Source organism: Streptomyces sp. NPDC057137 (genome assembly GCF_042670825.1).
Lineage (GTDB): Bacteria > Actinomycetota > Actinomycetes > Streptomycetales > Streptomycetaceae > Streptomyces.
Genome location: NZ_JBHUUW010000018.1, coordinates 60818 through 85308 on the forward strand (window position 1 = coordinate 60818; position 24491 = coordinate 85308).

The 24491-nt window shown below is 70.9% G+C and carries 19 protein-coding genes; 14 read left to right on the forward strand and 5 right to left on the reverse strand.

The genetic code is table 11. The features are described from left to right. Window positions 1-33: 33 nt before the first annotated feature. Complete coding sequence (gene gabT, locus ACFT9I_RS17310; protein ID WP_382565034.1) at window positions 34-1368, reverse strand: 4-aminobutyrate--2-oxoglutarate transaminase; 1335 nt, start codon at window positions 1366-1368, stop codon at window positions 34-36. A gap of 302 nt (window positions 1369-1670) precedes the next feature. Between gabT and ACFT9I_RS17315 the strand changes: the two genes are divergently transcribed. The 4 genes from ACFT9I_RS17315 to ACFT9I_RS17330 all read left to right on the forward strand — a co-directional run bounded on the left by ACFT9I_RS17315 (window position 1671) and on the right by ACFT9I_RS17330 (window position 9813). Further along, the gene (locus ACFT9I_RS17315; RefSeq protein WP_382565036.1) at window positions 1671-4088 is read left to right on the forward strand and encodes an ATP/GTP-binding protein; all 2418 of its coding nucleotides are present in this window, start codon (window positions 1671-1673) and stop codon (window positions 4086-4088) included. Window positions 4089-4282: 194 nt separating this feature from the next. After that, complete coding sequence (locus ACFT9I_RS17320) at window positions 4283-5860, forward strand: PucR family transcriptional regulator (protein ID WP_382565127.1); 1578 nt, start codon at window positions 4283-4285, stop codon at window positions 5858-5860. A 273-nt stretch (window positions 5861-6133) separates the two neighbouring features. Further along, window positions 6134-7579, forward strand: coding sequence for an aldehyde dehydrogenase family protein (locus ACFT9I_RS17325; RefSeq protein ID WP_382565129.1), 1446 nt, complete (start codon window positions 6134-6136; stop codon window positions 7577-7579). A gap of 272 nt (window positions 7580-7851) precedes the next feature. Further along, window positions 7852-9813: an acyl-CoA dehydrogenase family protein gene (locus ACFT9I_RS17330; protein WP_382565038.1), complete on the forward strand. Its 1962-nt coding sequence runs from the start codon at window positions 7852-7854 to the stop codon at window positions 9811-9813. Window positions 9814-9932: 119 nt separating this feature from the next. Here ACFT9I_RS17330 and ACFT9I_RS17335 read toward each other — a convergent pair whose 3' ends face one another. Continuing rightward, complete coding sequence (locus ACFT9I_RS17335; RefSeq protein ID WP_382565039.1) at window positions 9933-11129, reverse strand: glycoside hydrolase family 64 protein; 1197 nt, start codon at window positions 11127-11129, stop codon at window positions 9933-9935. A 430-nt stretch (window positions 11130-11559) separates the two neighbouring features. Between ACFT9I_RS17335 and ACFT9I_RS17340 the strand changes: the two genes are divergently transcribed. The 7 genes from ACFT9I_RS17340 to ACFT9I_RS17370 all read left to right on the forward strand — a co-directional run bounded on the left by ACFT9I_RS17340 (window position 11560) and on the right by ACFT9I_RS17370 (window position 19934). Then, entirely contained in the window at window positions 11560-12411 is an 852-nt protein-coding gene (locus ACFT9I_RS17340; RefSeq protein ID WP_382565040.1) for a hypothetical protein, read from the forward strand. 96 nt (window positions 12412-12507) lie between these two features. After that, window positions 12508-13770, forward strand: coding sequence for a 1-deoxy-D-xylulose-5-phosphate reductoisomerase (dxr, locus tag ACFT9I_RS17345; protein WP_382565042.1), 1263 nt, complete (start codon window positions 12508-12510; stop codon window positions 13768-13770). Continuing rightward, on the forward strand, window positions 13767-15068 hold the full coding sequence (locus ACFT9I_RS17350) for a M50 family metallopeptidase (protein WP_382565043.1): 1302 nt from the start codon (window positions 13767-13769) through the stop codon (window positions 15066-15068). Before dxr ends, ACFT9I_RS17350 begins: the two co-directional genes overlap by 4 nt. A 222-nt stretch (window positions 15069-15290) precedes the next feature. Next, window positions 15291-16445 carry a flavodoxin-dependent (E)-4-hydroxy-3-methylbut-2-enyl-diphosphate synthase gene (gene ispG / locus ACFT9I_RS17355; RefSeq protein WP_382565131.1) on the forward strand — a complete coding sequence of 385 codons (1155 nt, stop codon included), beginning with the start codon at window positions 15291-15293 and terminating at the stop codon, window positions 16443-16445. 263 nt (window positions 16446-16708) lie between these two features. Beyond that, window positions 16709-17551: a GNAT family N-acetyltransferase gene (locus tag ACFT9I_RS17360; protein ID WP_354605895.1), complete on the forward strand. Its 843-nt coding sequence runs from the start codon at window positions 16709-16711 to the stop codon at window positions 17549-17551. Between the two features lie 15 nt (window positions 17552-17566). Beyond that, window positions 17567-18142 carry a GNAT family N-acetyltransferase gene (locus ACFT9I_RS17365; protein ID WP_382565045.1) on the forward strand — a complete coding sequence of 192 codons (576 nt, stop codon included), beginning with the start codon at window positions 17567-17569 and terminating at the stop codon, window positions 18140-18142. 94 nt (window positions 18143-18236) lie between these two features. Continuing rightward, the gene (locus ACFT9I_RS17370; protein ID WP_382565046.1) at window positions 18237-19934 is read left to right on the forward strand and encodes a proline--tRNA ligase; all 1698 of its coding nucleotides are present in this window, start codon (window positions 18237-18239) and stop codon (window positions 19932-19934) included. Window positions 19935-20080: 146 nt separating this feature from the next. Here the strand turns inward: ACFT9I_RS17370 and ACFT9I_RS17375 are convergent, their stop codons facing one another. From ACFT9I_RS17375 to ACFT9I_RS17385, 3 genes are read right to left on the reverse strand one after another with little or no spacing between them, the layout of a single operon-like run. Beyond that, window positions 20081-20977 (reverse strand): aminoglycoside phosphotransferase family protein, encoded by an 897-nt coding sequence (locus ACFT9I_RS17375; RefSeq protein ID WP_382565048.1) that lies wholly within the window; start codon window positions 20975-20977, stop codon window positions 20081-20083. A gap of 32 nt (window positions 20978-21009) precedes the next feature. Then, the gene (locus ACFT9I_RS17380; protein WP_382565049.1) at window positions 21010-21435 is read right to left on the reverse strand and encodes a ferritin-like domain-containing protein; all 426 of its coding nucleotides are present in this window, start codon (window positions 21433-21435) and stop codon (window positions 21010-21012) included. Next, the gene (locus ACFT9I_RS17385; RefSeq protein ID WP_382565051.1) at window positions 21432-22010 is read right to left on the reverse strand and encodes a hypothetical protein; all 579 of its coding nucleotides are present in this window, start codon (window positions 22008-22010) and stop codon (window positions 21432-21434) included. The genes ACFT9I_RS17380 and ACFT9I_RS17385 overlap by 4 nt, the downstream gene beginning before the upstream one ends. Before the next feature lie 153 nt (window positions 22011-22163). Between ACFT9I_RS17385 and rimP the strand changes: the two genes are divergently transcribed. The 3 genes from rimP (at window position 22164) to ACFT9I_RS17400 (ending at window position 24483) form a co-directional block, all read left to right on the forward strand. After that, window positions 22164-22661: a ribosome maturation factor RimP gene (gene rimP, locus ACFT9I_RS17390; protein ID WP_382565053.1), complete on the forward strand. Its 498-nt coding sequence runs from the start codon at window positions 22164-22166 to the stop codon at window positions 22659-22661. A 2-nt stretch (window positions 22662-22663) separates the two neighbouring features. Continuing rightward, window positions 22664-23716, forward strand: coding sequence for a transcription termination factor NusA (nusA, locus tag ACFT9I_RS17395; protein ID WP_382565054.1), 1053 nt, complete (start codon window positions 22664-22666; stop codon window positions 23714-23716). A gap of 416 nt (window positions 23717-24132) precedes the next feature. Further along, window positions 24133-24483 (forward strand): YlxR family protein, encoded by a 351-nt coding sequence (locus ACFT9I_RS17400; RefSeq protein ID WP_382565056.1) that lies wholly within the window; start codon window positions 24133-24135, stop codon window positions 24481-24483. Window positions 24484-24491: the final 8 nt, after the last annotated feature.

Here is a 24491-nt window from a genome sequence, read left to right on the forward strand (position 1 = left end):
AGGCCCCGCCCCGGGGACCGGCGGACCGCCCGGTCAGAGTCCGGCCAGCGCCTGCTCCAGGATGTCGAGGCCCTCTGTAAGGAGGTCCTCACCGATCACCAGCGGCGGCAGGAAACGCAGGACGTTGCTGTACGTGCCGGTGGTGAGGACCAACAGCCCTTCCACGTGGCACGCCTTGGCGAGAGCGGCCGTCGCCTCCGGGTTCGGTTCCTTGGTGTCCCGGTCCTTGACGAGTTCGAGCGCGAGCATCGCGCCACGGCCCCGTACGTCGCCGATGACGTCGAACTTCTCGGCCATCTCCTTGAGACGAGGCTTCATGATCTCCTCGATGCGCCTGGCCTTCGAGACGAGGTCCAGCTCGCGCATCGTCTCGATGGCACCGAGCGCCGCGGCGCAGGCCACCGGGTTTCCGCCGTACGTACCGCCGAGGCCGCCCGAGTGCGGGGCGTCCATGATCTCCGCGCGGCCCGTGACGGCGGCGAGCGGCAGGCCGCCCGCGATGCCCTTCGCCGTGGTGATCAGGTCGGGGACGATGCCCTCGTCCTCGCACGCGAACCACTGCCCCGTCCGGCAGAAACCGGACTGGATCTCGTCCGCCACGAAGACGATGCCGTTGTCCTTGGCGAACTTCGCGATGGCGGGCAGGAAGCCCTTCGCCGGCTCGATGAATCCGCCCTCGCCCAGCAGCGGCTCGATCACGATCGCCGCGACGTTCTCCGCGCCGACCTGCTTGCTGATCTCGTCGATGGCCTGTGCGGAGGCCTCGGCGCCCGCGTTCTCCGGGCCGGTCGGCCAGCGGTAGCCGTACGCCACGGGGACGCGGTAGATCTCCGGGGCGAACGGACCGAAGCCGTTCTTGTACGGCATGTTCTTCGAGGTCAGCGCCATCGTGAGGTTCGTACGGCCGTGATAACCGTGGTCGAACACCACGACCGCCTGCCGCTTGGTGTACGAGCGGGCGATCTTCACGGCGTTCTCGACGGCCTCGGCGCCCGAGTTGAACAGGGCGGACTTCTTGGCGTGGTCCCCCGGCGTCAGCTCGGCGAGCTGCTCACAGACCTCCACGTAACCCTCGTACGGCGTGACCATGAAGCAGGTGTGGGTGAAGTCGGCGAGCTGGGCGGTGGCGCGGCGTACGACGGCCTCGGCGGAGGAGCCGACGGACGTCACCGCGATGCCGGACCCGAAGTCGATGAAGCTGTTGCCGTCCACGTCCTCGACGACGCCGCCGCTCGCGCGGGCGGCGAAGACGGGCATCACGGACCCCACGCCGGCGGCGACCGTGGCGGTACGGCGGTTCTGCAGCTCCAGCGACTTGGGACCGGGGATGGCGGTGACGACGCGCCGCTCCTGCGGGATTGCGGTCATGAGGGGCTCCTGGGGGTGGTTCCGGACGCTACGTGTCTCGTGATGTCTCGACGTGTCTCGCGTTCTCGCATCTGTCTTCACTTCGCAGGCTAGGGGCGGAGGCGGGCGGCGGGCATGCGCCGTTCGGGAGTGTCCGCGGCGTGTCGTTGTCCGCCACGGACATAGGACCCGGCGGACCTCTCCGCGCACGCCGGGGGCGCGCGATCAACACTCCGTACGGCCGGAACGGTGAACTCCCCCTACGTGGGCACTAGATTGAGGCGTGTACAGAGCGGACCTGGCTGGTCAGGGGACAGGGGTTCATGAACACCGACGGCACGCACGACCCACGCGGCACACGAGCCAATCCCGTGCCACGTCCGGCAGGGCCACCACCCCAGCCACCCACGCCGCCGTCGGTACCACCGCCCTCCGGCCCCGCAGGATCGCCGGACGTTCCGTCCGCGGTCTCCGCCCCGTCGGGGCACCCCGCCCCGCCCGCCTCGCCGGCGCTGCCACCCTCGCCGACGCACGCGCCGGTCCCGGGCATCGGCGCGTCCGTGGCCGACTGGCTGCGGATCCCCCGCCCCCAGGCCGAACCGGGCATCTGGCGCCTCGGCCACCGCCCGCGCCCGCCGGAGGAGCCCGAGCAGGTACCCGCACGTCAGCTGTTCAGCGGCGCCCTCGTCGCGTACCTGTGCGGCTGGCTCGTCTGGTCACTGCTCTGGAACGGCTACCTCGGGGGATGGTGGATCTTCGGCGACAGGTGGTGGCTGCTGCCGATCCAGTGGCTGACCCCGGAGAGCTGGCGGTCGAAGGACAGCCCGAACGTCGAGCTGTACGTCGCGGCGAGCTATCTCTACTACGCCCTCGTCGTCGGCCTGCTCGCGGTCGGCTTCGGTCGTATCGGCAACTGGAACGAGGTCTGGCGGCGCTACGGGGTGCCACTGTGGCCGCTCTTCGTACTGCTGCCAGGTTTCTGGCGCGAGATGCCGCGCACCGTCGACTGGCTGACCTGGGTGTCGAACGTCTACTACGTGCTTCTCGTCGCCGCCGTCCTGGCGGTCGTCGGGCGCGCCGGCACCTGGCCTCCCGTACGACGGCGCCTCGGGATGACCACCCCGGACGAGCCGCCCCCGCCGCCTTCCGCCGATGCCGACCCGGCGGACTGGCCCGAACTGCGCGCCGCAGGACTGACCGAAGCCGCCGCCAAGCTCGCCGAAGCCGTACACCGCGGCACCCTCGGCGACGTCGACTACGCGCGGATCCGCCGTGCCTGGCAGGGCGTCCGCACCCGGCCCGAACGGCTGCCCGCCTTCACCGACACCGTCCGAACCCACGGGGCCGGCGCCTGCGCCCACCCTTCGGGTGTGCGCGACCTGCCGCTGCGCACCGCGAACCACGACCTCGCCACCGGCCAGGTCAGGATCGGCACCGCGGCGGACCACCCGCGCAATCCGTACGCACGGCGCACCACCGGCGTCGCCCTGGAACCGGGGCTGCTCGGCACGTCGCTGCTCGCCGTCGGCCCTGCGGGCTCCGGCAAGACGGTGAGGCTGGTCCGCCCCGTCGTCGAGTCGCTCTGCCTCCAGGCCCTCGCCAACCGCGCCGCCGTCGTCGCCGTCACCGCCTACGGGGCGGCGCTCGCCCCCGACGACTCCTTCGACCTCGTGATCGCCGTCGGCCGCCCTGGCGCGACCCACGACCTTGACCTCTACGGCAGCGCCGACGACCCCGACGAGGCCGCCAGGACGTTGTCGGAGGGCCTCGTAGGGGATCTGGCGGCCGGTCTCCCCGGCGGAGACCGGCGCAGGGCCGCGACCGCGCTCGCCCAGCTCATCGGCCCGTACCGCAGCGTCCACGGGCACTTCCCCGCCGTCCCGGAACTGCGGGAACTGATCGGCGGTTCCCCTGTGGCCGTCCAGGCACTGCGGACCGCGTTGGAGACGTCCGGCGACCCCGGTGCGGCAGCCCAGCTGCGCGAGCTCGACGCACGCGAACGGCAGTCGACACGCGGCGACGACATCGGCGTGCTCCTGGCCGAACGCCTCGCCTTCCTCGACCGGCCCGCCTTCGCCGACTTCTTCCGTACGGACGGCAGCGGGCGATCCTTCTCGCTGCGCGCCATCGAGCATCCGTTGCGGGTCAGGATCGACCTGCCCGAACGGGGCCACGCCGAGGCGTCGCGGATCATCGCCCGGCTCCTCCTCGCCCAGTTCACCGACGCCGCGCTCGCCCGGGTGGACCGCTCGCTGTTCGCCTGCCTCGTCCTGGACGACGCGACGTACACCGTGACAGGCGACTCGGTCCGCGCCATTCAGCGGCTGCGCTCGGCGAACGCCGGAGTGGTCCTCCCGCTGCGCACCTTGGAAGACGTCCCCGACCCGCTGCGGGGCCCGCTCCTCGGCGCCGTGGGCTGCCGTATGGCATTCTCCGGGCTCGGCCCGTGGGACGGCGGGCGCTTCGCGGAGAGCTGGGGCACCGAGTGGGTCCAGACCCGCGACGTCACCAACCGGCAGATCATCTCCGACGAGCCCCTCACCAAGGCCCTGCATTTCATGCGGCGGCTGGTGACCGGCAAGGCCGCCACCGCCGAGGCGGTCACGGTGCGGGAGGTCGAGCGTGAACGCTGGTCGGCGTCCGAACTGGCCCACTCCGTGCCGGCGGGCCACGCCGTGCTCTCGCTGACCACCGTCGGCGGGGAGCACGCGCCGCCCATGCTGGTGGACCTCCGTACCTGAGCGATTCGAGCACGGGACGATCTCCGTACGTAGGCGGCGTCGGCGGAGACGGCCACGGCGACGTGCGGCGTACGGCCCGCGTCGCCCGGCTCGTACCCCTGTTCTCGTACACCCTGGCAGAATTGGGGTGAGCCGTTTCTACGAGACGGCGAAAACGTCCGCCCGTCCTCTTCATGAAGGTCCTACGGTCCGCCATGCCGCCCACGCTCGCCTCGCTCATCCAGCATTCGGCGCTCAAGCTCACCGTGCGCGCTGGGGAGGACCGGCTCGATACGCCGGTGCGCTGGGCACACGTCAGTGAACTCGAGGACCCGGTGCCGTACATGGACGGCGGCGAACTGCTGCTCGTCACCGCGGTCACCCTGCACGCCGAGGACCCCGCGGCCATGCGGCGCTACGTACGGCGCCTCGTCGGCGCCGGCGTCGTCGGACTCGGCTTCGCGGTCGGCGTCAACTACGAGGACATCCCGGACGCCCTCGTCGACGCCGCACACGCGGAGGGACTGCCGCTCCTGGCGGTCCCGCGCCGTACCCCCTTCCTCGCCATCAGCAAGGCCGTCTCGGCGGCGATCGCGGCCGATCAGTACCGGGCGGTCACGGCGGGCTTCGAGGCGCAACGGGAGCTGACCCGCGCGGCGCTCTCCGAGGGCCCCGCCGCGCTGCTGGCCCGCCTCGCCGCGCACATCGACGGCTGGGCCGCGTTGTACGACGCGACGGGCGCCGTGATCGCCGCAGCGCCCGACTGGGCCGCACGCCGCGCCGCCCGCCTCACAACCGAGGTGGAACGGCTGCGGGAGCGCCCCGCGCCCGCCAGCGCCGTGGTCGGCGATCCGGACGACCGGGTCGAGCTCCAGTCGCTGGGCAGCGGCCGTCGCGTACGGGGCGCACTCGCCGTCGGCACTGGGGCGGCGTTGGGCACGGCGGAGCGGTACGCCGTGCACTCGGCCGTAGCCCTGCTGACGCTCACCACGGAGCGCTCACGCGCGCTCCAGGAGGCCGAGCAGCGGCTCGGCTCCGCGGTGCTGCGGATGCTGCTCTCGGGACAGCCCGACCACGCGCGGGCGGTGGCGGGAGATCTGTACGGAGGGCTGCTGGACGCCCCGTTCCGGTTGCTCATCGCCGAACCGGCCGAGACGGGGGCCGATCCCCGTGACCCCGCAGCCGACCATCCGCTCCAGTCGCTGACCGACTCGCTGGAGGCGTCGGCGGCGCACGGAGGGGAAGCGGTGCTGGCCGTGCCCGACGGCGAGGAACGGCTCATCGTGCTCGCGGCGGACGCCGGCGCGGTCGCCGCCGCCTGTGAGACGTACAAGGAGCAGGAGGCGGACGACGCCGGGGTCGTCATCGGCCTCTCCGCCCCGACGGGGCCGATCGCGGCCGCAGGCGCCTACAAACAGGCCGAACAGTCGCTGTCCGTCGCGCGTCGACGGGGCCGCGCGCTGGTGGAGCACGAGGAACTCGCAGCCGGCTCGCTCCTGCCGCTCCTCGCCGACGACGCCGTGCGGGCCTTCGCCGACGGAATGCTGCGCGCGCTGTACGAACACGACGCCAAGGGGCGCGGCGACCTGGTGGACTCCCTCAGAGCCTGGCTCTCGCGCCACGGCCAGTGGGACGCCGCGGCGGCCGATCTGGGCGTCCACCGGCATACGCTGCGTTACCGCATGCGCCGCGTGGAAGAGATCCTGGGTCGCACGCTGGACGACCCGGACGTCCGGATGGAACTCTGGCTGGCCCTGAAGACCACCTCGGCGACGCTGCTGCCGGGGCCCTGACGAACGCCCGCCGTCACAGCGCTGTCCGCCTCAACTGCCGCGACGTGTTCGGCATTTACCGTGCGCGCCCGCCGCGGGCCCACGCACGGGCGGTCGACACCGTCCGATGGGCCCCGGCGGCGGTGTACAGGCGTCGCGTATGCCAAAGCGTCACAGCCCGTGCCTGCCACCACTCCACCCCGGACAAATCCCGTGGACGTCCCGCGCCCCTACGGTGGGGGAGACAACTCCACCACTTCGGAAGGGCCGGGACTCGCAATGCCGAACGAAACTGTGGCAGCCACCCATGCCTTCTGGCTCGCCGGACGCCAGGCCACCGGTGAGGAGACCTTCGACGTCACGTCCCCGTGGGACGGCCGCCTCGTCGGCAAGGTCGCCGTCCCGACAGACGCTCAGGTCGAGGAGGCCGTCGCCGCCGCCCACGCCGTGCGCGACGAGTTCGCCGCGACGCCCGCGCATGTCAGGGCCGCCGCGCTCGACCATGTGTCGCGGCGTCTCGTCGAGCGCACCGAGGAGATCGCCCGCCTGATCTCCGCGGAGAACGGCAAGCCCATGAAGTGGGCACGCGGCGAGGTGGGCCGCGCCGTCTCGGTCTTCCGGTTCGCGGCCGAGGAGTCCCGCCGGTTCAACGGCGGCGAGTCCCAGCGACTCGACACCGACGCCGGCGGCACCGGCCGCCTCGCGCTGACCCGCCGCTTCCCGCGCGGCGTCGTCCTCGGCATCGCGCCGTTCAACTTCCCGCTGAACCTCTGCGCCCACAAGATCGCCCCGGCCATCGCCGTCGGGGCCCCGATCATCCTCAAGCCCGCCCCGGCGACCCCGCTCTCCGGCCTGCTCATCGGCGAACTGCTCGCCGAGACGGAGCTGCCGACCGGTGCCTGGTCGGTGCTGCCCGTCGCCAACGACCGGATGCCCACCCTCGTACAGGACGAGCGGCTGCCGGTGATCTCCTTCACCGGCTCCGACAAGGTCGGCTTCGCCATCATGGACTCGGTGCCGCGCAAGCACTGCACCCTCGAACTCGGCGGCAACGGTGCGGCAGTTGTCCTCGCCGACTACGCGAGCGAGAAGGATCTCGACTGGGCGGCGACCCGGATCGGTACCTTCTCCAACTACCAGGGCGGCCAGTCCTGCATCTCGGTGCAGCGCGTCGTCGCGGACGCGTCCCTGTACGAGCGCCTCGTACCGAAGATCGTCGCCGCCGTCGAGGCGCAGGTCACCGGAGACCCGTCCGACGACGCCACCGACGTCGGCCCCCTCGTCAGCGAGGACGCCGCCAAGCGCGTCGAGGCATGGGTGGACGAGGCCGTACGGGCGGGCGCCCGGCTCCTGGCAGGCGGAAAGCGCGACGGTGCCTCGTACGCGCCCACCGTCCTCGCCGACGTCCCGCCGGACGTCACGATCTCCTGCGAGGAGGTCTTCGGCCCCGTCCTCACCCTCAGCCAGGTCGACGGTGAGGACGCGGCGTTCGAAACGGTGAACGACTCCAAGTACGGCCTCCAGGCGGGCGTGTTCACCCACGACGTGCAGGCCGCGTTCCGCGCCCACCGGGCGCTCGAGGTCGGTGGCGTGATCGTGGGCGACGTCCCGTCGTACCGCGCCGACCAGATGCCGTACGGCGGTGCCAAGCAGTCCGGCGTCGGCCGCGAGGGCGTGAGGTACGCGATGGACGACTACACGTACGAGCGCGTGATGGTCTTCACGGGCCTCGCCCTCTGACGGAGCGGACGACGCGCCACGCGCATTCGTACCGAGGAGACACCGAGGAGACACGGCCGGGACCGCCGCGCGGCGGTCCCGGCCTTTTCCGTGTACGCCTACGGGCCCCGTCCCGCGGCCCCGACGGCGCGCGTCAGGACTGGCTACCCCCTCGGTATTCGGGTAGATACGGACGAGTAGTACCGGCCGGTACCTTTCCCACCAGGGCGACAGGACAGCGCCTTGGCCGGTCGGGCCCATCGACCCGACGTTCGCGGCGAGGTGAGTTCCCGATGTCCGCTCCATCCGATTCATTCGACACGGCCCAGGTCCCGGAGCCCAAGGTCTCCGAGCGCGAAGCACGACAGGTGGCCGAAGCCGCCCGTGAGCAGGGCTGGCGCAAGCCGAGCTTCGCCAAGGAACTGTTCCTCGGCCGTTTCCGGCTCGATCTCATCCACCCCCACCCCGCACCCCCGGCGGAGGACGTACGGCGCGGAGAGGCCTTCCTGGCCACGTTGCGCGAGTTCTGTGAGACGAGGATCGACGGGGCGCAGATCGAGCGCGAGGCGCGTATCCCCGACGAGGTGGTCAACGGCCTCAAGGAACTCGGCGCCTTCGGCATGAAGATCGACCGGAAGTACGGCGGCCTCGGCCTCACCCAGGTGTACTACAACAAGGCCCTCGCCCTGGTCGGCATGGCGAACGCGTCGATCGGCGCGCTGCTCTCCGCGCATCAGTCGATCGGCGTACCGCAGCCGCTCAAAATGTTCGGCACCCAGGAGCAGAAGGACACGTTCCTGCCGCGCCTCGCCCGCACCGACATCTCCGCCTTCCTGCTGACGGAGCCCGACGTCGGCTCCGACCCCGCGCGGCTCGCCACCACGGCGGTGCGCGACGGCGACGACTACGTCCTGGACGGCGTCAAGCTGTGGACGACCAACGGCGTCGTCGCCGACCTCCTCGTCGTGATGGCCCGCGTACCGAAGTCGGAGGGGCGCAAGGGCGGCATCACCGCGTTCGTCGTCGAGGCGGACTCGCCCGGCATCACGGTGGAGAACCGCAACGCCTTCATGGGCCTGCGCGGCCTGGAGAACGGGGTCACGCGCTTCCACCAGGTGCGCGTCCCGGCGGCGAACCGCATCGGCCCCGAGGGCGCCGGCCTCAAGATCGCCCTCACCACCCTCAACACCGGCCGTCTGTCGCTGCCCGCGATGTGCGTCGGCGCCGGCAAGTGGTGCCTCAAGATCGCTCGCGAGTGGACGGCGGCGCGCGAGCAGTGGGGCAAGCCCGTCGCGTACCACGAGGCGGTGGGGGAGAAGATCTCGTTCATCGCGGCGACGACATTCGCGCTGGAGGCCGTGGTCGACCTGTCGTCCCAGATGGCCGACGAGGACCGCAACGACATCCGTATCGAGGCGGCGTTGGCCAAGCTGTACGGCTCCGAGATGGGCTGGCTGATGGCGGACGAACTCGTCCAGATCCGCGGTGGACGGGGCTTCGAGACGGCGGACTCACTGGCGGCCCGCGGTGAACGCGCCGTCCCCGCCGAGCAGGTGCTGCGCGACATGCGGATCAACCGGATCTTCGAGGGCTCCACGGAGATCATGCATCTGCTGATCGCCCGCGAGGCGGTCGACGCGCACCTGGCGGTGGCCGGCGACATCATCGACCCCGACAAGACGCTGTCCGACAAGGCGAAGGCCGGGGCGCAGGCGGGCGTCTTCTACGCGCGCTGGCTGCCGAAGCTGGTCGCGGGCGCCGGTCAACTCCCCAACTCCTACGCGGAGTTTCACCCCAAGGGGCATCTGGATCTCTCCGCGCACCTGCGCTACGTGGAGCGGACGTCGCGCAAGCTCGCCCGTTCGACCTTCTACGCCATGTCGCGCTGGCAGGGCGGGATGGAGACCAAGCAGGGCTTCCTGGGCCGGATCGTGGACATCGGCGCCGAACTGTTCGCGATGAGCGCGGCGTGCGTACGGGCCGAGATGCTGCGCGCCGGGGGAGAGCACGGCCGTGAGGCGTACCAGCTCGCGGACGTCTTCTGCCGGCAGTCCCGGATCCGCGTCGAGGAGCTGTTCACGCGGCTGTGGTCCAACACGGACGACATCGACCGCAAGGTCGTGAACGGCGTGCTGTCCGGCACCTACACCTGGCTGGAGGAGGGCATCATCGACCCGAGCGGCGACGGCCCCTGGATCGCCGACGCCACGCCGGGCCCCTCCGAACGGGACAACGTCCACCGGCCTATCCGCTGAGCGACCGCGGGACGGGGCCGGGCCGAGTGCTTTCCGGCCGCCCCGACGCGGCGGAAGAACCACCGGGCCGCGTCCTCCTTCCGGAGGGCGCGGCCCGGTCATGTCGCGGGGGCGCTGCCTCAGTTGAACGGGTCGAGCGTGAGGTACGCCTGCCGCGGGTCGCCGTCGTGCACCAGCGACTCGTGGGCGCCGACGTCGTCGAAGGCGAAGCCGTACGCCTTGCCGTCGACCATCTGCGCGTGGATCTTCCGGGAGTAGTGGTTGGTGACGGAGTCCTTGTAGAAGTCCGCCGAACCGGCGTCGGGCTGGTTGGGGTTGGTCAGGAGCGTGGAGCGGTTGAACCCCGCGCACAGCGTGCGTGAAATCGGGCCCCGTACTTGGTCGTTGGGGGCGTCGAGCAGCTTGTAGCAGCCGAAGATGCTGTCGGCGTCGGGCTTCTGGAACGAGGTGACCACCGCGCCCGAGGTGTTGGTGAAGTTCATGACGTTGCCCGAGACCCTGCCGACGTACTTGACCGCCGGCTGATTCGCGAACGGGGTCACCGTGAGTGGGGAGTTGGCGTACTTCGCCCACACACGGTTGATGTAGTCGTCCATGACACCGGCGGGCAGGGCGCCGGACGCGATGCCGTGACCGGGCGCGAGAGCCCGCAGGACGGTGCCGTCCGACCGGGTCTGGATCAGACCGGCCCAACCGCCCGGCTGTCCCCTCAGGGCGTCGAAGAAGCCGTTGTAGCCACCCGGCTTCAGATGGCCCGTGGTCTTGGTGCTGCCGTCGGGGCCCTTGACGCCGACCGCGTACGGCGCCGAGAACATGTCGACCTGGGTGCTGTTGATCCACAGACCGGAGTCGTTGAGCGTGTACTCCGACCAGTTGAAGAGGATGTTCCTGTTCGGGTCGTTCGGATTCTGCACTGCGGGCTGCACCAGGCCGCCGGTGGCCAGCCTGAAGTCGAGCTTCTGGCCGTACGAGAAGTAGACCCGTCCGGAGAACTTCGGCAGCTGGATCGTCTTGCTCTGCCCCGGGGCCGGCCCGGCGATCGAGGCGTCGGGCGCCGGGGTCGGCGGATTGCCGCCGCCGGGCCAGGCGTGGAAGGTGCCGTTGGAGTCGGCCCAGCCCTGCCGGCCGGACGAGAGCTCCGTACCGAGGTTGTAGATGTAGACCTGTTCGCCGCGGGCGGAGTTGTTCGTGATGGTGAACGGAATGGTGTTGGGAACGGCGGCCTCGGCCGGGGCCGCGGCGGTCAAGGCCGTGAATCCGGTGGTGAAGACCACCGCGGCGGCCAGAGAAGCCAGCAGCTTGCGTATCGCAGGCACTCGCTCTTCCTCCTCGTCAGGTAGATCCCAGTGGGGACAGTGGGGGGCGGAATCTGACGTACGGACGCCGCCGGTGAGGCGGGGTGCGACTGAAGGGCCGGTGGCCGGAACCGGAAGCCGGGAGCGTGGAACCGGAAGGGATCGACTCTTCAGGTACAGACCTTTCTGAGAGCGCTCTCAGAATTACGCCGCGCGTGAGGCGTGTCAATGCGGATGCCGCAACTCGCCGAAGATGTCTCAACTCGGCGTGGCGTCGCCGCCGGGCCGGTGTGTGACCCGGGCGGCTCGCATGCAGCACAATCGAGCCTCGACGCGACCACACGGGGCGCGAGCCACGCGCCCGGCCGAGGACGCGGCCGGGCACGCGGGGACGCGCGGCCGAGGGCGCCGTCGACCGACGAGGCGCCGTCAACCGACGATTGGGGCAGGCATGTTCGGGGCGGGGAACCAAGGACGGCCCGGCGGCAGGCGCGCGCGGCTGCGCCGCGCGGCGGCACTCGGGCTCGTCGGCGCCGTACTGACCGGTGCGGCCGCCTGCGGCGCCGACGCGGAGAGCGACGGCGCCAAGGAGCCGGGAGCGGACGGCAAGGCGCCCGCGTCCACCCCCGCCGGAGACGCCGCCGACTCGGCCGGCTCGGGCGAGTCCGCCGAATCCGGTGGCTCCGCCGGCTCCGGGACCGGCGGAACCGGGGCCCTCAGCCGGCGCGACCTCACGGGTCTCGCCTTCACCGACGGCGAGAAGATCGGCAAGTACACGGCAGGAGAGTTCTCCCTCGGCGCGCCCGGCGGCGAGGACTACACCGCCGCCCCCGCCACCTGCCAGCCGCTCGTCAGCCTCGCCAAGGGCGCCACCGCCTTCGACCCGGCGTCCGAGGTGCACCGCAACGTGGACGTCGCCGAGGAGATGGTGGGCACGACCGTCGCCGTACAGCTCCGCTCCTACAACGGAGACGGGGCGGCCGGCGTCATGAAGGCCCTCGGCGCGGCAGGCAAGGCGTGCGCGGGCGGCTTCATCGAGAACCGGGCCGTCGCCAAGGCGCGGTACCTCAAGGTCGAGCCGGTCAAGACACCCGATTACGGCGACGAGGCGCAGGCGTACCGCTTCACGATCCTCGACGTGAAGGGCACGCTCAAGCTGTACGAGTACCTCACCGTCGTACGCTCCGGCACCACCACCCTCTCCTTCCGGGCCGACATCCTGGACACGAAGGACATCGGCAAGGTGCCGGAAGAGGTCATCACGGCGCAGTGGAAGAAGTTCGAGGCGGGCGCGACGGGCTGACAGCCGGGACCGGACGGGGCCGACCGGGGCCCGTCCCGCGCCCCGGTTTCGGCCCTCACTGCCCGCCCCGTGGCCGGATGCGGCAAGAATGGGGCCATGAGCGACAGTCCAGCCCCTCTCGCCGACCCCCATATCGCCTTCGACGCGTCCGAAGGCCGCCGGGACATCGTCGTCCTCGGCTCCACCGGGTCCATCGGCACCCAGGCGATCGACCTGGTCCTGCGCAACCCCGACCGCTTCCGTGTCACCGCGCTGTCCGCCGCAGGCGGGCGGGTCGGACTGCTCGCCGAGCAGGCGCGACAGCTCCGGGTCCGCACCGTCGCGGTCGCCCGCGAGGACGCCGTGCCCGCGCTGCGCGAGGCGCTGGGCGCGGAGTACGGCGCCGAGCCGCTCCCCGAGATCCTGGCCGGGACGGACGCCGCCACCGACCTCGCGACGTCCACGTGCCACACCGTCCTCAACGGCATCACCGGATCCATCGGCCTCGCGCCGACCCTCGCCGCCCTCGAAGCCGGCCGCACGCTCGCCCTGGCCAACAAGGAGTCGCTGATCGTCGGCGGCCCGCTGGTCAAGGCGCTCGCCAAGCCGGGGCAGATCATCCCGGTCGACTCCGAGCACGCCGCGCTCTTCCAGGCCCTCGCGGCGGGCACCCGCGCCGATGTGCGCAAGCTGGTCGTCACGGCCTCCGGAGGCCCCTTCCGCGGCCGTACGAGGGCCGAGCTGGCCCACGTCACCCCGGACGCCGCCCTCGCGCACCCCACGTGGGCGATGGGCCCCGTCATCACGATCAACTCGGCGACCCTCGTCAACAAGGGACTGGAGGTGATCGAGGCGCATCTCCTGTACGACATCCCGTTCGAGCGCATCGAGGTCGTCGTCCACCCCCAGTCGTATGTTCACTCCATGGTGGAATTCACGGACGGCTCGACCCTCGCGCAGGCCACGCCGCCCGACATGAGCGGTCCGATCGCCGTCGGCATCGGCTGGCCGGTACGGGTGCCGGACGCCGCGCCCGCCTTCGACTGGTCCGCGGCGTCGACCTGGGAGTTCTTCCCGCTCGACAACGAGGCCTTCCCGTCGGTCGGACTCGCCCGGCATGTCGGATCGCTGGGTGGTACCGCCCCGGCGGTGTTCAATGCCGCCAACGAGGAGTGCGTGGACGCGTTTCTGGCGGGCCGGCTGCCGTTCAACGGCATCATGGATACCGTCACCGAAGTCGTCGCCGAGCACGGACAGCCCGCCAAGGGAACCTCGCTCACCGTGGCGGACGTCCTCGAAGCGGAGACCTGGGCACGCGCCCGGGCCCGCGAAACGGCAGAGAAATTCGGCGAAGAACAGCCAGCGGAGGCTCGCGCATGACGATCCTGTTGACAGTCCTCGGCATAGTGATCTTCGCCGCCGGGCTGCTCTTCTCCATCGCGTTCCACGAGCTGGGCCACCTGTCGACGGCCAAGCTCTTCGGCATCCGCGTGCCGCAGTACATGGTCGGATTCGGCCCCACCATCTGGTCGCGCAAGAGAGGCGACACGGAGTACGGGCTCAAGGCGATTCCGCTCGGTGGCTACATCCGCATGATCGGGATGTTCCCGCCGGGCGCCGACGGACGCATCGAGGCGCGGTCCACCTCGCCCTGGCGCGGCATGATCGAGGACGCCCGCTCGGCCGCCTTCGAGGAGCTGAAGGAGGGCGACGAGACCCGGCTCTTCTACACGCGTAAGCCCTGGAAACGCGTGATCGTGATGTTCGCGGGACCGTTCATGAACCTGGTCCTCGCCGTCGTGATCTTCATGGGCGTCGCGATGAGCTTCGGATTCCAGACCCAGACCACCGAGGTCGCCGGCGTTCAGAAGTGCGTCATCTCTCAGGACGTGGCCCGCGAGAAGTGCACGGCGGACGACCCCGTGTCGCCCGCCCGCGCCGCCGGTCTCAAGGAGGGCGACAAGATCGTCGCCTTCAACGGGCAGCGGGTCGAGGACTGGTCCACGCTGTCCAACCTCATCCGCGAGACGATCGGCCCCGCCACCATCACGGTCGAACGTGACGGCAAGCAGCAGGAGCTCCGGGCGACGCTCGCGAAGAACATGGTGGCGCAGAAGAACTCGGACGGGGAGGTCGTCCCGGACAAGTTCGTTCCCGCCGGCTACCTGGGCTTCGCCGCCGCCACCGAGATCGTGCCGCTCTCCTTCGGTGACTCCGTCGACCGCATGGGCGACATGATCGTGACCGGTGTCGAGTCGATCATCGCGCTGCCCTCCAAGATCCCCGATCTGTGGAACGCCGCGTTCTCCGACGGAGACCGCAAGGACGACTCGCCGGTGGGCGTCGTCGGTGCCGCGCGGATCGGCGGCGAGGTGATGACTCTGGACGTGCCGGCGCAGAACCAGATGGCGATGATGCTGTTCCTGCTGGCCGGATTCAATCTCTCGCTGTTCCTCTTCAACATGCTGCCGCTGCTGCCGCTCGACGGCGGGCACATGGCCGGGGCGCTGTGGGAGTCCGCGCGCAGGAAACTCGCCCGCGTCTTCAAGAGGCCGGACCCGGGGCCGTTCGATGTCGCGAAGCTCATGCCCGTCGCGTACGTCGTGGCAGGGATCTTCATCTGCTTCACGCTGCTGGTGCTGATCGCCGACGTGGTGAATCCGGTCAAGATCTCGTAGTCGGCCGGGAGCCGGGCGCGCGGAGCGCTCCGCGCGATGGAAACAGTTCAGGCCGTCGAAGCGGCTTCAGGTTTACGGCCGGGTGTCTCGCTGCTCCCGGCCGTAGGCCTTTGGCGGTTTTGGCGGAGAGATGTGCTCGTTCGGTGGGCCGGTGCCGTAATCTCGATGGTCGGAGCCCGCCGAACTCGGGACCACGATCCACACCTTGGGGTTGTACAGCAGATGACTGCGATTTCTCTCGGAATGCCGGATGTTCCGACGAAGCTCGCCGACCGGAGGGTCAGTCGTAAGATCCAGGTCGGTTCGGTGGCTGTCGGTGGGGATGCGCCGGTGTCGGTGCAGTCGATGACGACGACGCGTACGTCGGACATCGGGGCGACGTTGCAGCAGATCGCTGAGCTGACGGCGTCGGGGTGCCAGATCGTGCGGGTGGCGTGTCCGACGCAGGATGATGCGGACGCGTTGGCGACGATCGCGCGGAAGTCGCAGATCCCGGTGATCGCGGATATTCATTTCCAGCCGAAGTATGTGTTCGCGGCGATCGACGCGGGGTGTGCGGCGGTGCGGGTGAATCCGGGGAACATCAAGCAGTTCGACGACAAGGTGAAGGAGATCGCGAGGGCGGCCTCGGCGTCGGGGACGCCGATCCGTATCGGGGTGAACGCGGGTTCGCTCGATGCGCGGCTGCTGAAGAAGTACGGCAGGGCGACTCCGGAGGCGTTGGTGGAGTCGGCGTTGTGGGAGGCGTCGCTGTTCGAGGAGCACGGGTTCCGGGACATCAAGATCTCGGTGAAGCACAACGATCCGGTGGTGATGGTCAACGCCTACCGGCAGCTCGCCGCGCAGAGCGATTATCCCCTCCACCTGGGTGTGACGGAGGCGGGTCCGGCGTTCCAGGGGACGATCAAGTCCGCCGTCGCGTTCGGTGCGCTGCTGAGTGAGGGGATCGGGGACACGATCCGGGTGTCGTTGTCGGCGCCTCCGGCGGAGGAGGTCAAGGTCGGTATCCAGATTCTGGAGTCGTTGAATCTGAAGCAGCGGCGGCTGGAGATCGTGTCGTGTCCGTCGTGCGGGCGGGCGCAGGTGGATGTGTACAAGCTGGCGGACCAGGTGAGTGCGGGGCTGGACGGTCTGGAGGTGCCGTTGCGGGTGGCGGTGATGGGCTGTGTGGTGAACGGTCCGGGTGAGGCCCGTGAGGCGGATCTGGGTGTGGCGTCGGGCAACGGCAAGGGTCAGATCTTCGTGAAGGGCGAGGTCATCAAGACGGTGCCCGAATCGAAGATCGTCGAGACCCTCATCGAAGAAGCCATGAAGATCGCCGAACAGATGGAACGCGACGGCATCGCCTCGGGCGAGCCCGAGGTCTCCATCAGCTGAGGATCGGCCGGCTGAGGATCGGTTGCCCGGTGACCGGCCGTCCGGTGGTCGGTCGTCCCGTGGTCGGTCCGTGGTCGGCCCGTGGCTCCTCGGAGCCGTACGCCGACCGCCCTCCGCGCCGTCCGTGCCTTGTCGCCGTACGGGCCCCGTACCCCACGCCTCCGGGCGTCCGGGGAACGGGGCCTTACGTGTGCGCGGCGGGCCACAGAAGTGGCGGGTACAGTGCGGAGAATCAGCAGACGTATGGTGAGGCCCCTCTCGTGTTGACGCAGACCACCACTCGGGTCCTCGACCCAGGCGAACTCGGCGCCGCGCTCGCCATTCTTGAGAGTGAGCCCGTCGCCAACGCGTTCGTGGCTTCGCGGGTCCAGGCGGCGGGACTCGACCCCTGGCGCCTCGGCGGCGAGATGTGGGGCTGGTACGCGGACGGGCGACTGCGCTCGCTCTGCTACTCCGGCGCCAACCTGGTGCCGATCTGCGCTTCCCCCGAGGCCGTACGCGCCTTCGCGGACCGCGCCCGCCGGACGGGGCGCCGCTGCTCGTCGATCGTCGGCCCCGCCGAGCCCACGGCCCTCCTCTGGCGGCTCCTGGAGCCCAACTGGGGCCCCGCCCGCGAGGTACGCGCGAACCAGCCCCTCATGGTCACCGAGCAGGTGCCCGAGACGGTGCGGCCCGACCCCCTCGTACGCCGCATCCGTAAGGAGGAGCTGGAGACGATCATGCCGGCGTGCGTGGCGATGTTCACCGAGGAGGTCGGTGTCTCGCCGCTGGCCGGCGACGGCGGGCTGCTCTACCAGGCGCGGGTGGCCGAACTCGTAGGAGCGGGGCGGTCGTTCGCCCGTATCGACGACGGCAAGGTGATCTTCAAGGCGGAGATCGGCGCGGCCACGTCGCACGCCTGTCAGATCCAGGGCGTCTGGGTCGCCCCCGAGTTCCGCGGCCAGGGCCTCTCGGAGAGCGGCATGGCAGCCGTCGTACGGTACGCGCTCGCCGACGTCGCCCCCGTCGTCAGCCTCTACGTGAACGACTACAACACCCCGGCCAGGGCCTCCTACCGACGGGTCGGCTTCCGCGAGGTGGGCGCCTTCATGAGCGTCCTCTTCTGAAAGTAGGGTTCGGCCATGTCGAGCGTGCCGAGCTTCCCCGGGAGCGACTCCCGGATCCCCGACGTACGCGTCGGGCCGATCGACCTCGCCGCGCGCGTGGACGAGGCGCTGGCCGTACAGGCGCTCGCCTTCGGGCTGAGCGAGGGCGAGATCGGCGTACGGCGCCAGATCGTGCTGCGGCACCTCCTCGCGCCGGACGCGCGCGCGTACGGGGCGGTCACGGCGGAGGGGCGGCTGGCGGGGTTCGTCTACGGCATGCCGAACGACCGCGCCCACTGGTGGTCCACGGTGGTCGAGCCGTATCTGCGCTCCGCCGGTTCCGACAACTGGCTCGACGACTCCTTCGTGATCACCGAACTCCACGTCCACCCCGCGTTCCAGGGCCGTGGCATCGGGCGCACCCTGATCACCACCATCACGGACCTCGCGCGGCAGCCCCGCTCGATCCTTTCCGCGATCGACACCGAGAGCCCCGCCCGCGGTCTCTACCGCACGCTCGGATACCAGGACCTGGCGCGCCAGGTCCTCTTCCCCAGCGCCGCCAAGCCGTACGCCGTGATGGGCGCCCCGCTCCCGCTGCGGCGGCGCTGAGCGCCGTACGGCGCGGGATTACTGATTTCCGCCTGCCGGTGTGCCCCGGCTAACCTCCTGCCAACACCCGAGAAGAAACGCAGGAGTGCTCCCCATGTCCCAGGTCCAGCGCATGTCCCGTTTGATGGCCAAGACACTGCGCGACGACCCGGCGGACGCGGAGACCCTCAGCCACAAGCTTCTGGTCCGCGCCGGGTACGTACGCCGCACCTCCGCCGGCCTCTGGAGCTGGCTGCCCCTCGGTAAGAAGGTCCTCGACAACATCTCGCGCGTCGTGCGCGAGGAGATGGACGCCATCGGGGCACAGGAAGTACTGCTGCCGGCGCTGCTTCCCAAGGAGCCCTACGAGGCGAGCGGCCGCTGGGACGAGTACGGCGACCTCCTCTTCCGTCTCAAGGACCGCAAGGGCGGCGACTACCTGCTCGGCCCGACGCACGAGGAGATCTTCACCCTGGTCGTCAAGGACCAGTGCACGTCCTACAAGGACCTGCCGGTGATGCTCTACCAGATCCAGACGAAGTACCGGGACGAGGCCCGCCCCCGCTCCGGTGTGCTGCGCGGCCGTGAGTTCCAGATGAAGGACTCGTACTCCTTCGACACCACGGACGAGGGACTCGCCGAGTCGTACGCGCTCCACCGCGCGGCGTACCAGAAGATCTTCGCGCGCCTCGGGCTCGACTACCGCATCGTCTCCGCCATCTCCGGCGCCATGGGCGGCTCCGCGTCCGAGGAGTTCCTGGCCCCGGCCGCCGCGGGCGAGGACACCTTCGTCGACTGCCCCAACGGCGACTACGCCGCCAACACCGAGGCCGTCACCTTCACCACCGACCCCGTCGACGGATCGGCGCACGGGGCGCTGGAGGAGCTGGACACCCCCGACACCCCGACCATCGAGACGCTGGCCATGTTCCTGGGCGTACCGGCCTCGGCGACGCTGAAGAACCTGCTGGTGAAGGTCGACGGCGAGATCACCGCCGTCGGCGTCCCCGGCGACCGCGAGGTGGACCTCGGCAAGCTCGGTGAGCACCTGGCGCCCGCCGTGGTGGAACTGGTGACGGCCGAGGACTTCGAGGGCCGGCCCGAGCTGGTACGCGGCTACGTCGGCCCGCAGGGACTGAAGGTCCGCTACATCGCCGACCCCCGCGTGGCGCCCGGCACGGCCTGGGTCACCGGCGCGAACAAGGCCGACACCCACGCGCGCAACGTCGTCTGCGGGCGCGACTTCGAGGTGGACGACTACCTCGACGTCGTGGTCGTCGAGGAGGGCGACCCCTGCCCCGTGTGCGGCGCCGGTTTGAAGCTGGGGCGCGCCATCGAGATCGGTCACATCTTCCAGCTGGGCCGCAAGTACGCCGACACCTTCCAGCTCGACGTGCTCGGGCAGCAGGGCAAGCCGGTCCGGGTGACCATGGGCTCGTACGGCATCGGCGTCTCCCGCGCCGTCGCCGCGCTCGCGGAGCAGACCGCCGACGAGAAGGGCCTGTGCTGGCCCCGTGAGATCGCTCCGGCGGACGTGCACGTCGTCGCGGCGGGCAAGGCCCTCCAGACGGAGCTGGCGGTCGACGTGGCGGAGCAGCTGGGCGCGGCGGGGCTGCGCGTGCTGGTCGACGAGCGTCCCGGCGTCTCGCCGGGTGTGAAGTTCACGGACTCGGAGCTGATCGGCGTTCCGAAGATCCTGGTCGCGGGGCGCCGTTCGGCCGAAGGCGTGCTGGAGCTGAAGGACCGCCGTACCGGGGAGCGCGAGGAACTCACCGTCGCCGAGGCGATCGCGCGTCTGACGGCGACGGTCTGACGGCCACCGTCTTGACGGCCGGCGCCGCCCTTCGGGGACGCGGCGTCGGACCGAGTACGGCGGGGTGCGGGGGAGTACGACACGGTACGGGGCGGGTGGGCCGGTCCAGGTGACGGGCCCGGCCGCCCCGTGGCCGCTCCCGCCCGCTACAGCCAGTCCGCGAACTCCAGCAACAGTTCCGCGTCTTGGCGGCGTCCGGCCTCCAGCGCGCGGACGCCCGACTCCACCGCGCGGAAGAGTGTCCAGCCACGCAGTCGCTCGCGGTCGATGTCCAGCGAGTCCGCCAGCTTGTTCACGCGCCGCCGCGTCGCCGACGCGCCGGACGCCGCCGCGACGAGGTCCTCCACCCGGTCGCGTACCAGCCGCGCCAGGTCGTACGCGCGCTCACCCACCACGGGCACGGGGCCGACCGCGAGCCACGGCGCCCGCTCGCCGGACAGCACCTTGCCCTGGCGGAACGCACCGTGGAGCAGCATCAGCTCCGCCGGCCCGGCCGCGAGCAGTTCCTCACGCGCGTCCAGCGCCGCCGCGACGAGCGGAACGACCTGCGGGTCCGTCGCGGCCCGCATCGCTTCCGCCTGCCCCGCCGTCCGTTCGGCGACCGTTTCGAAGCCATGGTCGGCGACCGGCTCGACCCACAACTTCCGCACCGTTCCGGCCGCTTCGAGCAGTGCCTTGGCCTCGGGCAGGGACCGCAGCGACGTCTCGGTATGGAGCCGTTCCAGAAGCAGCGCACCGTCGGAGCCCGAGATGAGCTCCACCGAGCCCCAGCCCTTCCAGTGCGTCAGCGCCGCCCGCTCCGGCCCCGGGGCCGCGAACGGCGGCACCACCTTGAGCGCGGCCGGGGCGCCGTCGGGGCGCCGTACGAGCACCACGAGACTGCTCCCGCCGCCCGGCGCCACCACCCGCTCGACCGTCAACTCCCGCCGCTCCACCGCCTCCTGGGCGATCCCGGGCAGCTGCCCGAGCCACTCTCCGGCCACGGACTCCCCGTACGTCTCGCTCAGGGTGCGCACCAGCCGCTGCGGCGGTTCGAAAGCCATACGTGCCTAGATCCCTTTCGGAGCGAGCGGGCTCACAGCCTCTCGGCGAGCCCAGGAAAGGCTACGCCGCTGCCTCGCCAGCGCACCGCCCGCACCGCCGCCTCGCGCAGCGCCCCCGCGGCGTCCTGGCGCAGCGGCCCCTCGGCGGCCCGTACGAGGTCCGAGTAGACCCCCGCGATCCGGTCCTCCAGGTCGGCGGCGAGCCGTACGGCGGCGGCCGAGTCGGGCACCTCGAAGGGCAGGGTGTACGCGGCGGCCGCCGCGACCGGCTTCCCGCCGAGATCGCGCACCGTACGCGCGAGACTGTCGCGCCGCGCACGGTGCGCGTCGTAGGCGTTCGTCGCCTCCGGGCGGCGTTCGTCGCCCACGCGGCCGCCGACGACTCCGTACCCGTACACCGCGGCGTGCTCAGCGGCGAGGGCGGCCTGGGCGGCGTCCAGCGCACGGTCGCTGCTCACGAGGGGGATCCTTCCGTCAGCAGGAACGCGTGGGCGGCGCCGGCCGCCGCGAGGGAGGCCAGCAGCCGGGCGAGCTCCGGCGGGGCGTGGACCAGCGCCTCGGCGTGCGCGTCGGCGGCACGGCGCTCGGCGGCGGCCAACTCCCTGACAGCGGTGCCGGCATCGGCGGGGACCGACGGCGTGGGACCGGTGTCGCCGACGGCCGTCCCGGGGGACGCGGACGCCGATGAGGACGCCGATGCTGATACGGATGGCGACGGCTTCGCCGACTCGCCCTTCTTAGGAGGAGGCGGCGACAGAGCGGTCACATGCCGCGCGACGGCGCCCCGCAGCGGCGTCAGCCGCGTCGCCTGATCCGGATGCCGGTCGAGCACCGCGTCGTACTGCCGCAGGAGTTCACGGCTCGTGCGGGTGGACTTCGCCCGTAGCGCCTTCGCGGCCCTGACGGCCGCCGCGCTCGCCGAGCCCTCTGATTCGTCGCCGTCGTCCCCACCTGAGCAGGCGGTCAGCAGACCCCCCGCCGCGGCCCCCGCCGCCAAGAGCGCACCCCTGCGTGTCGTCCCCGTGCGCCCCACGCGTGTCTCCCTCGGGCCTCGCAGTGATCACCGCAGGCGAGCGTACCTGCGGGTCAGCCCCGGGTGGACGGCAACACCCCCCGCGACCGGATACCCTTTGCCTGACACGCGACGATCCCACAACAGCACACACGCGGCCGAGGAGTCACCCGGATGAGCACCACCCACAGCGAGAGGCTGCGCGGACTGCTGGAGCCGCTCGTCGGCGCGAAGGGCCTGGATCTCGAAGAGATCGAGGTGTCCCGGGCGGGCAGGCGTCGTGTGCTGAGGATCGTGGTCGACTCCGACGACGGCGTGGACCTGGACGCGTGTGCCGAGCTGAGCCGCACCATCTCCACGACTCTCGACGAGACGGACGCGATGGGCGAGGACGAGTACCAGCTCGAAGTGACCTCCCCAGGAGCCGACCGCCCGCTGACCGAGCGCCGTCACTACGTACGCGCCGTCGGCCGTCTGGCGAAGATCCAGCTTCACGAGGGCGACGAATTCGTGGCCCGCGTTCTCGCGGTGGACGAGGAAGGGCTCGACCTCGAAGTACCGGGCGTGAAGGGGCGTAAGCCGACCGCCCGCCGTGTCGAGTTCGCGTCGATCGCCAAGGCGCGCGTGGAGCTCGAGTTCAACCGCAAGGACAAGAAGGAAGAGGAGGCGTAGCCATGGACATCGACGTAAAGCTCCTGAAGGGCTTGGCACAAGAGAAGGAGATCCCCTTCGACCTGTTGGTCGAGGCGATCGAATCCGCCCTCCTCATCGCCTACCACCGCACCGAGGGAAGCCGCCGTCTCGCCCGCGTCGTCCTCAGCCGTGACAACGGTCATGTAACGGTGTGGGCCAAGGAGGACCCGTCGGAGCTGGAGGAGGGGCAGGAGCCGAAGGAGTTCGACGACACCCCGTCGGACTTCGGCCGTATCGCCGCCACCACGGCGCGGCAGGTCATCCAGCAGCGGCTGCGGGACGCCGAGAACGACGTCACCTTCGGTGAGTACGCGCGCCGTGAGGGCGATGTCGTCGCCGGCCAGGTCCAGCAGGGCAAGGACCCCAGGAACGTCCTCGTACGGCTGGACGACAAGCTGGAGGCCATCCTCCCGGTGCAGGAGCAGGTGCCGGGCGAGGAGTACACGCACGGTCTGCGACTGCGTACGTTCGTGGTCCGCGTCGCCAAGGGCGTACGGGGCCCGTCGGTGACCCTGTCGCGCACCCACCCCAACCTCGTGAAGAAGCTCTTCGAGCTGGAGGTCCCGGAGATCGCGGACGGCTCCGTGGAGATCTGCGCGATCGCCCGTGAGGCGGGGCACCGTACGAAGATCGCCGTACGGTCCACCCGCTCCGGCCTCAACCCCAAGGGCGCCTGCATCGGCCCCATGGGGTCGCGGGTGCGCAACGTGATGGCGGAGCTGCACGGCGAGAAGATCGACATCGTCGACTGGTCGGACGACCCGGCCGAGATGGTCGCCAACGCACTGTCGCCGGCCCGGGTCAGCAAGGTCGAGGTCGTCGACCTCGGCGCCCGTTCCGCGCGGGTGACGGTGCCGGACTACCAGCTGTCGCTGGCGATCGGCAAGGAAGGGCAGAACGCCCGTCTCGCCGCCCGCCTCACCGGCTGGCGCATCGACATCCGGCCCGACACGGAGCAGACCGACGGGGCGGACGAGGCGGAGGACAACGGGGCCGCCGCGGGAGGCCGGTCGTCCCGCGGCGACCGGGGCTGATCCGGCGGCGCGGTACGGGGCCACGGTCCGGCGGCACCGTACGGGGCGAGCCCGGCGGCGTACGGCACGGTGCGGCGGCACGAGCCCGTTCACGTACGGCGCGGCGGCGACCCTCACGACCCTCAGGATTGCCACGGTCGCCCGCCGCAGCCGACCCGCCACCGACCCGCCACCGGTCCGCGGCCGACCCGGCACCGTCACCGTCACCGTCGGCGAACCGTATCCGGCCATCGACCGTCACCCGTCGGCCACCGCCGGTCGCGGCCGACCGCCGTCGATCAACTCCGCCCGGGGCCCGCGACGTGCGGCGACGTGGGACGACGGACGGTACGGAGATCAACCGAATCTTTTTGGCCAGCAAGCGTTCGACCATTGCCCCAAAGGGGTGAGGGCAGCGCGGGGAGGTAGACTTAGACATGTCTGGCCGGACGCACGCCCGCGCCTGCCCTGAGCGAACCTGCGTGGGATGCCGGGAGCGAGCGGCCAAGAGCGATCTGCTGCGCATCGTGGTGGTCGAGGGTGCTTGCCTCCCTGATCCACGCGGTACGCTGCCCGGCCGGGGCGCGTATGTACACCCCGCCTCGTTCTGTCTCGATCAGGCGGTCCGCCGCCGGGCGTTTCCCCGGGCCTTCAAGGTCAAGGGACCGCTCGACAGCACGGAACTGCTGCTCCATGTCGAGCAGGCAGCAATGCACGAAGACGTACGGCACGGAACCCCGTGCGGTTCAGGTACCTCGCGAGTTGGAAGTAGGTCGAGATTGCGATGAGCACTCGA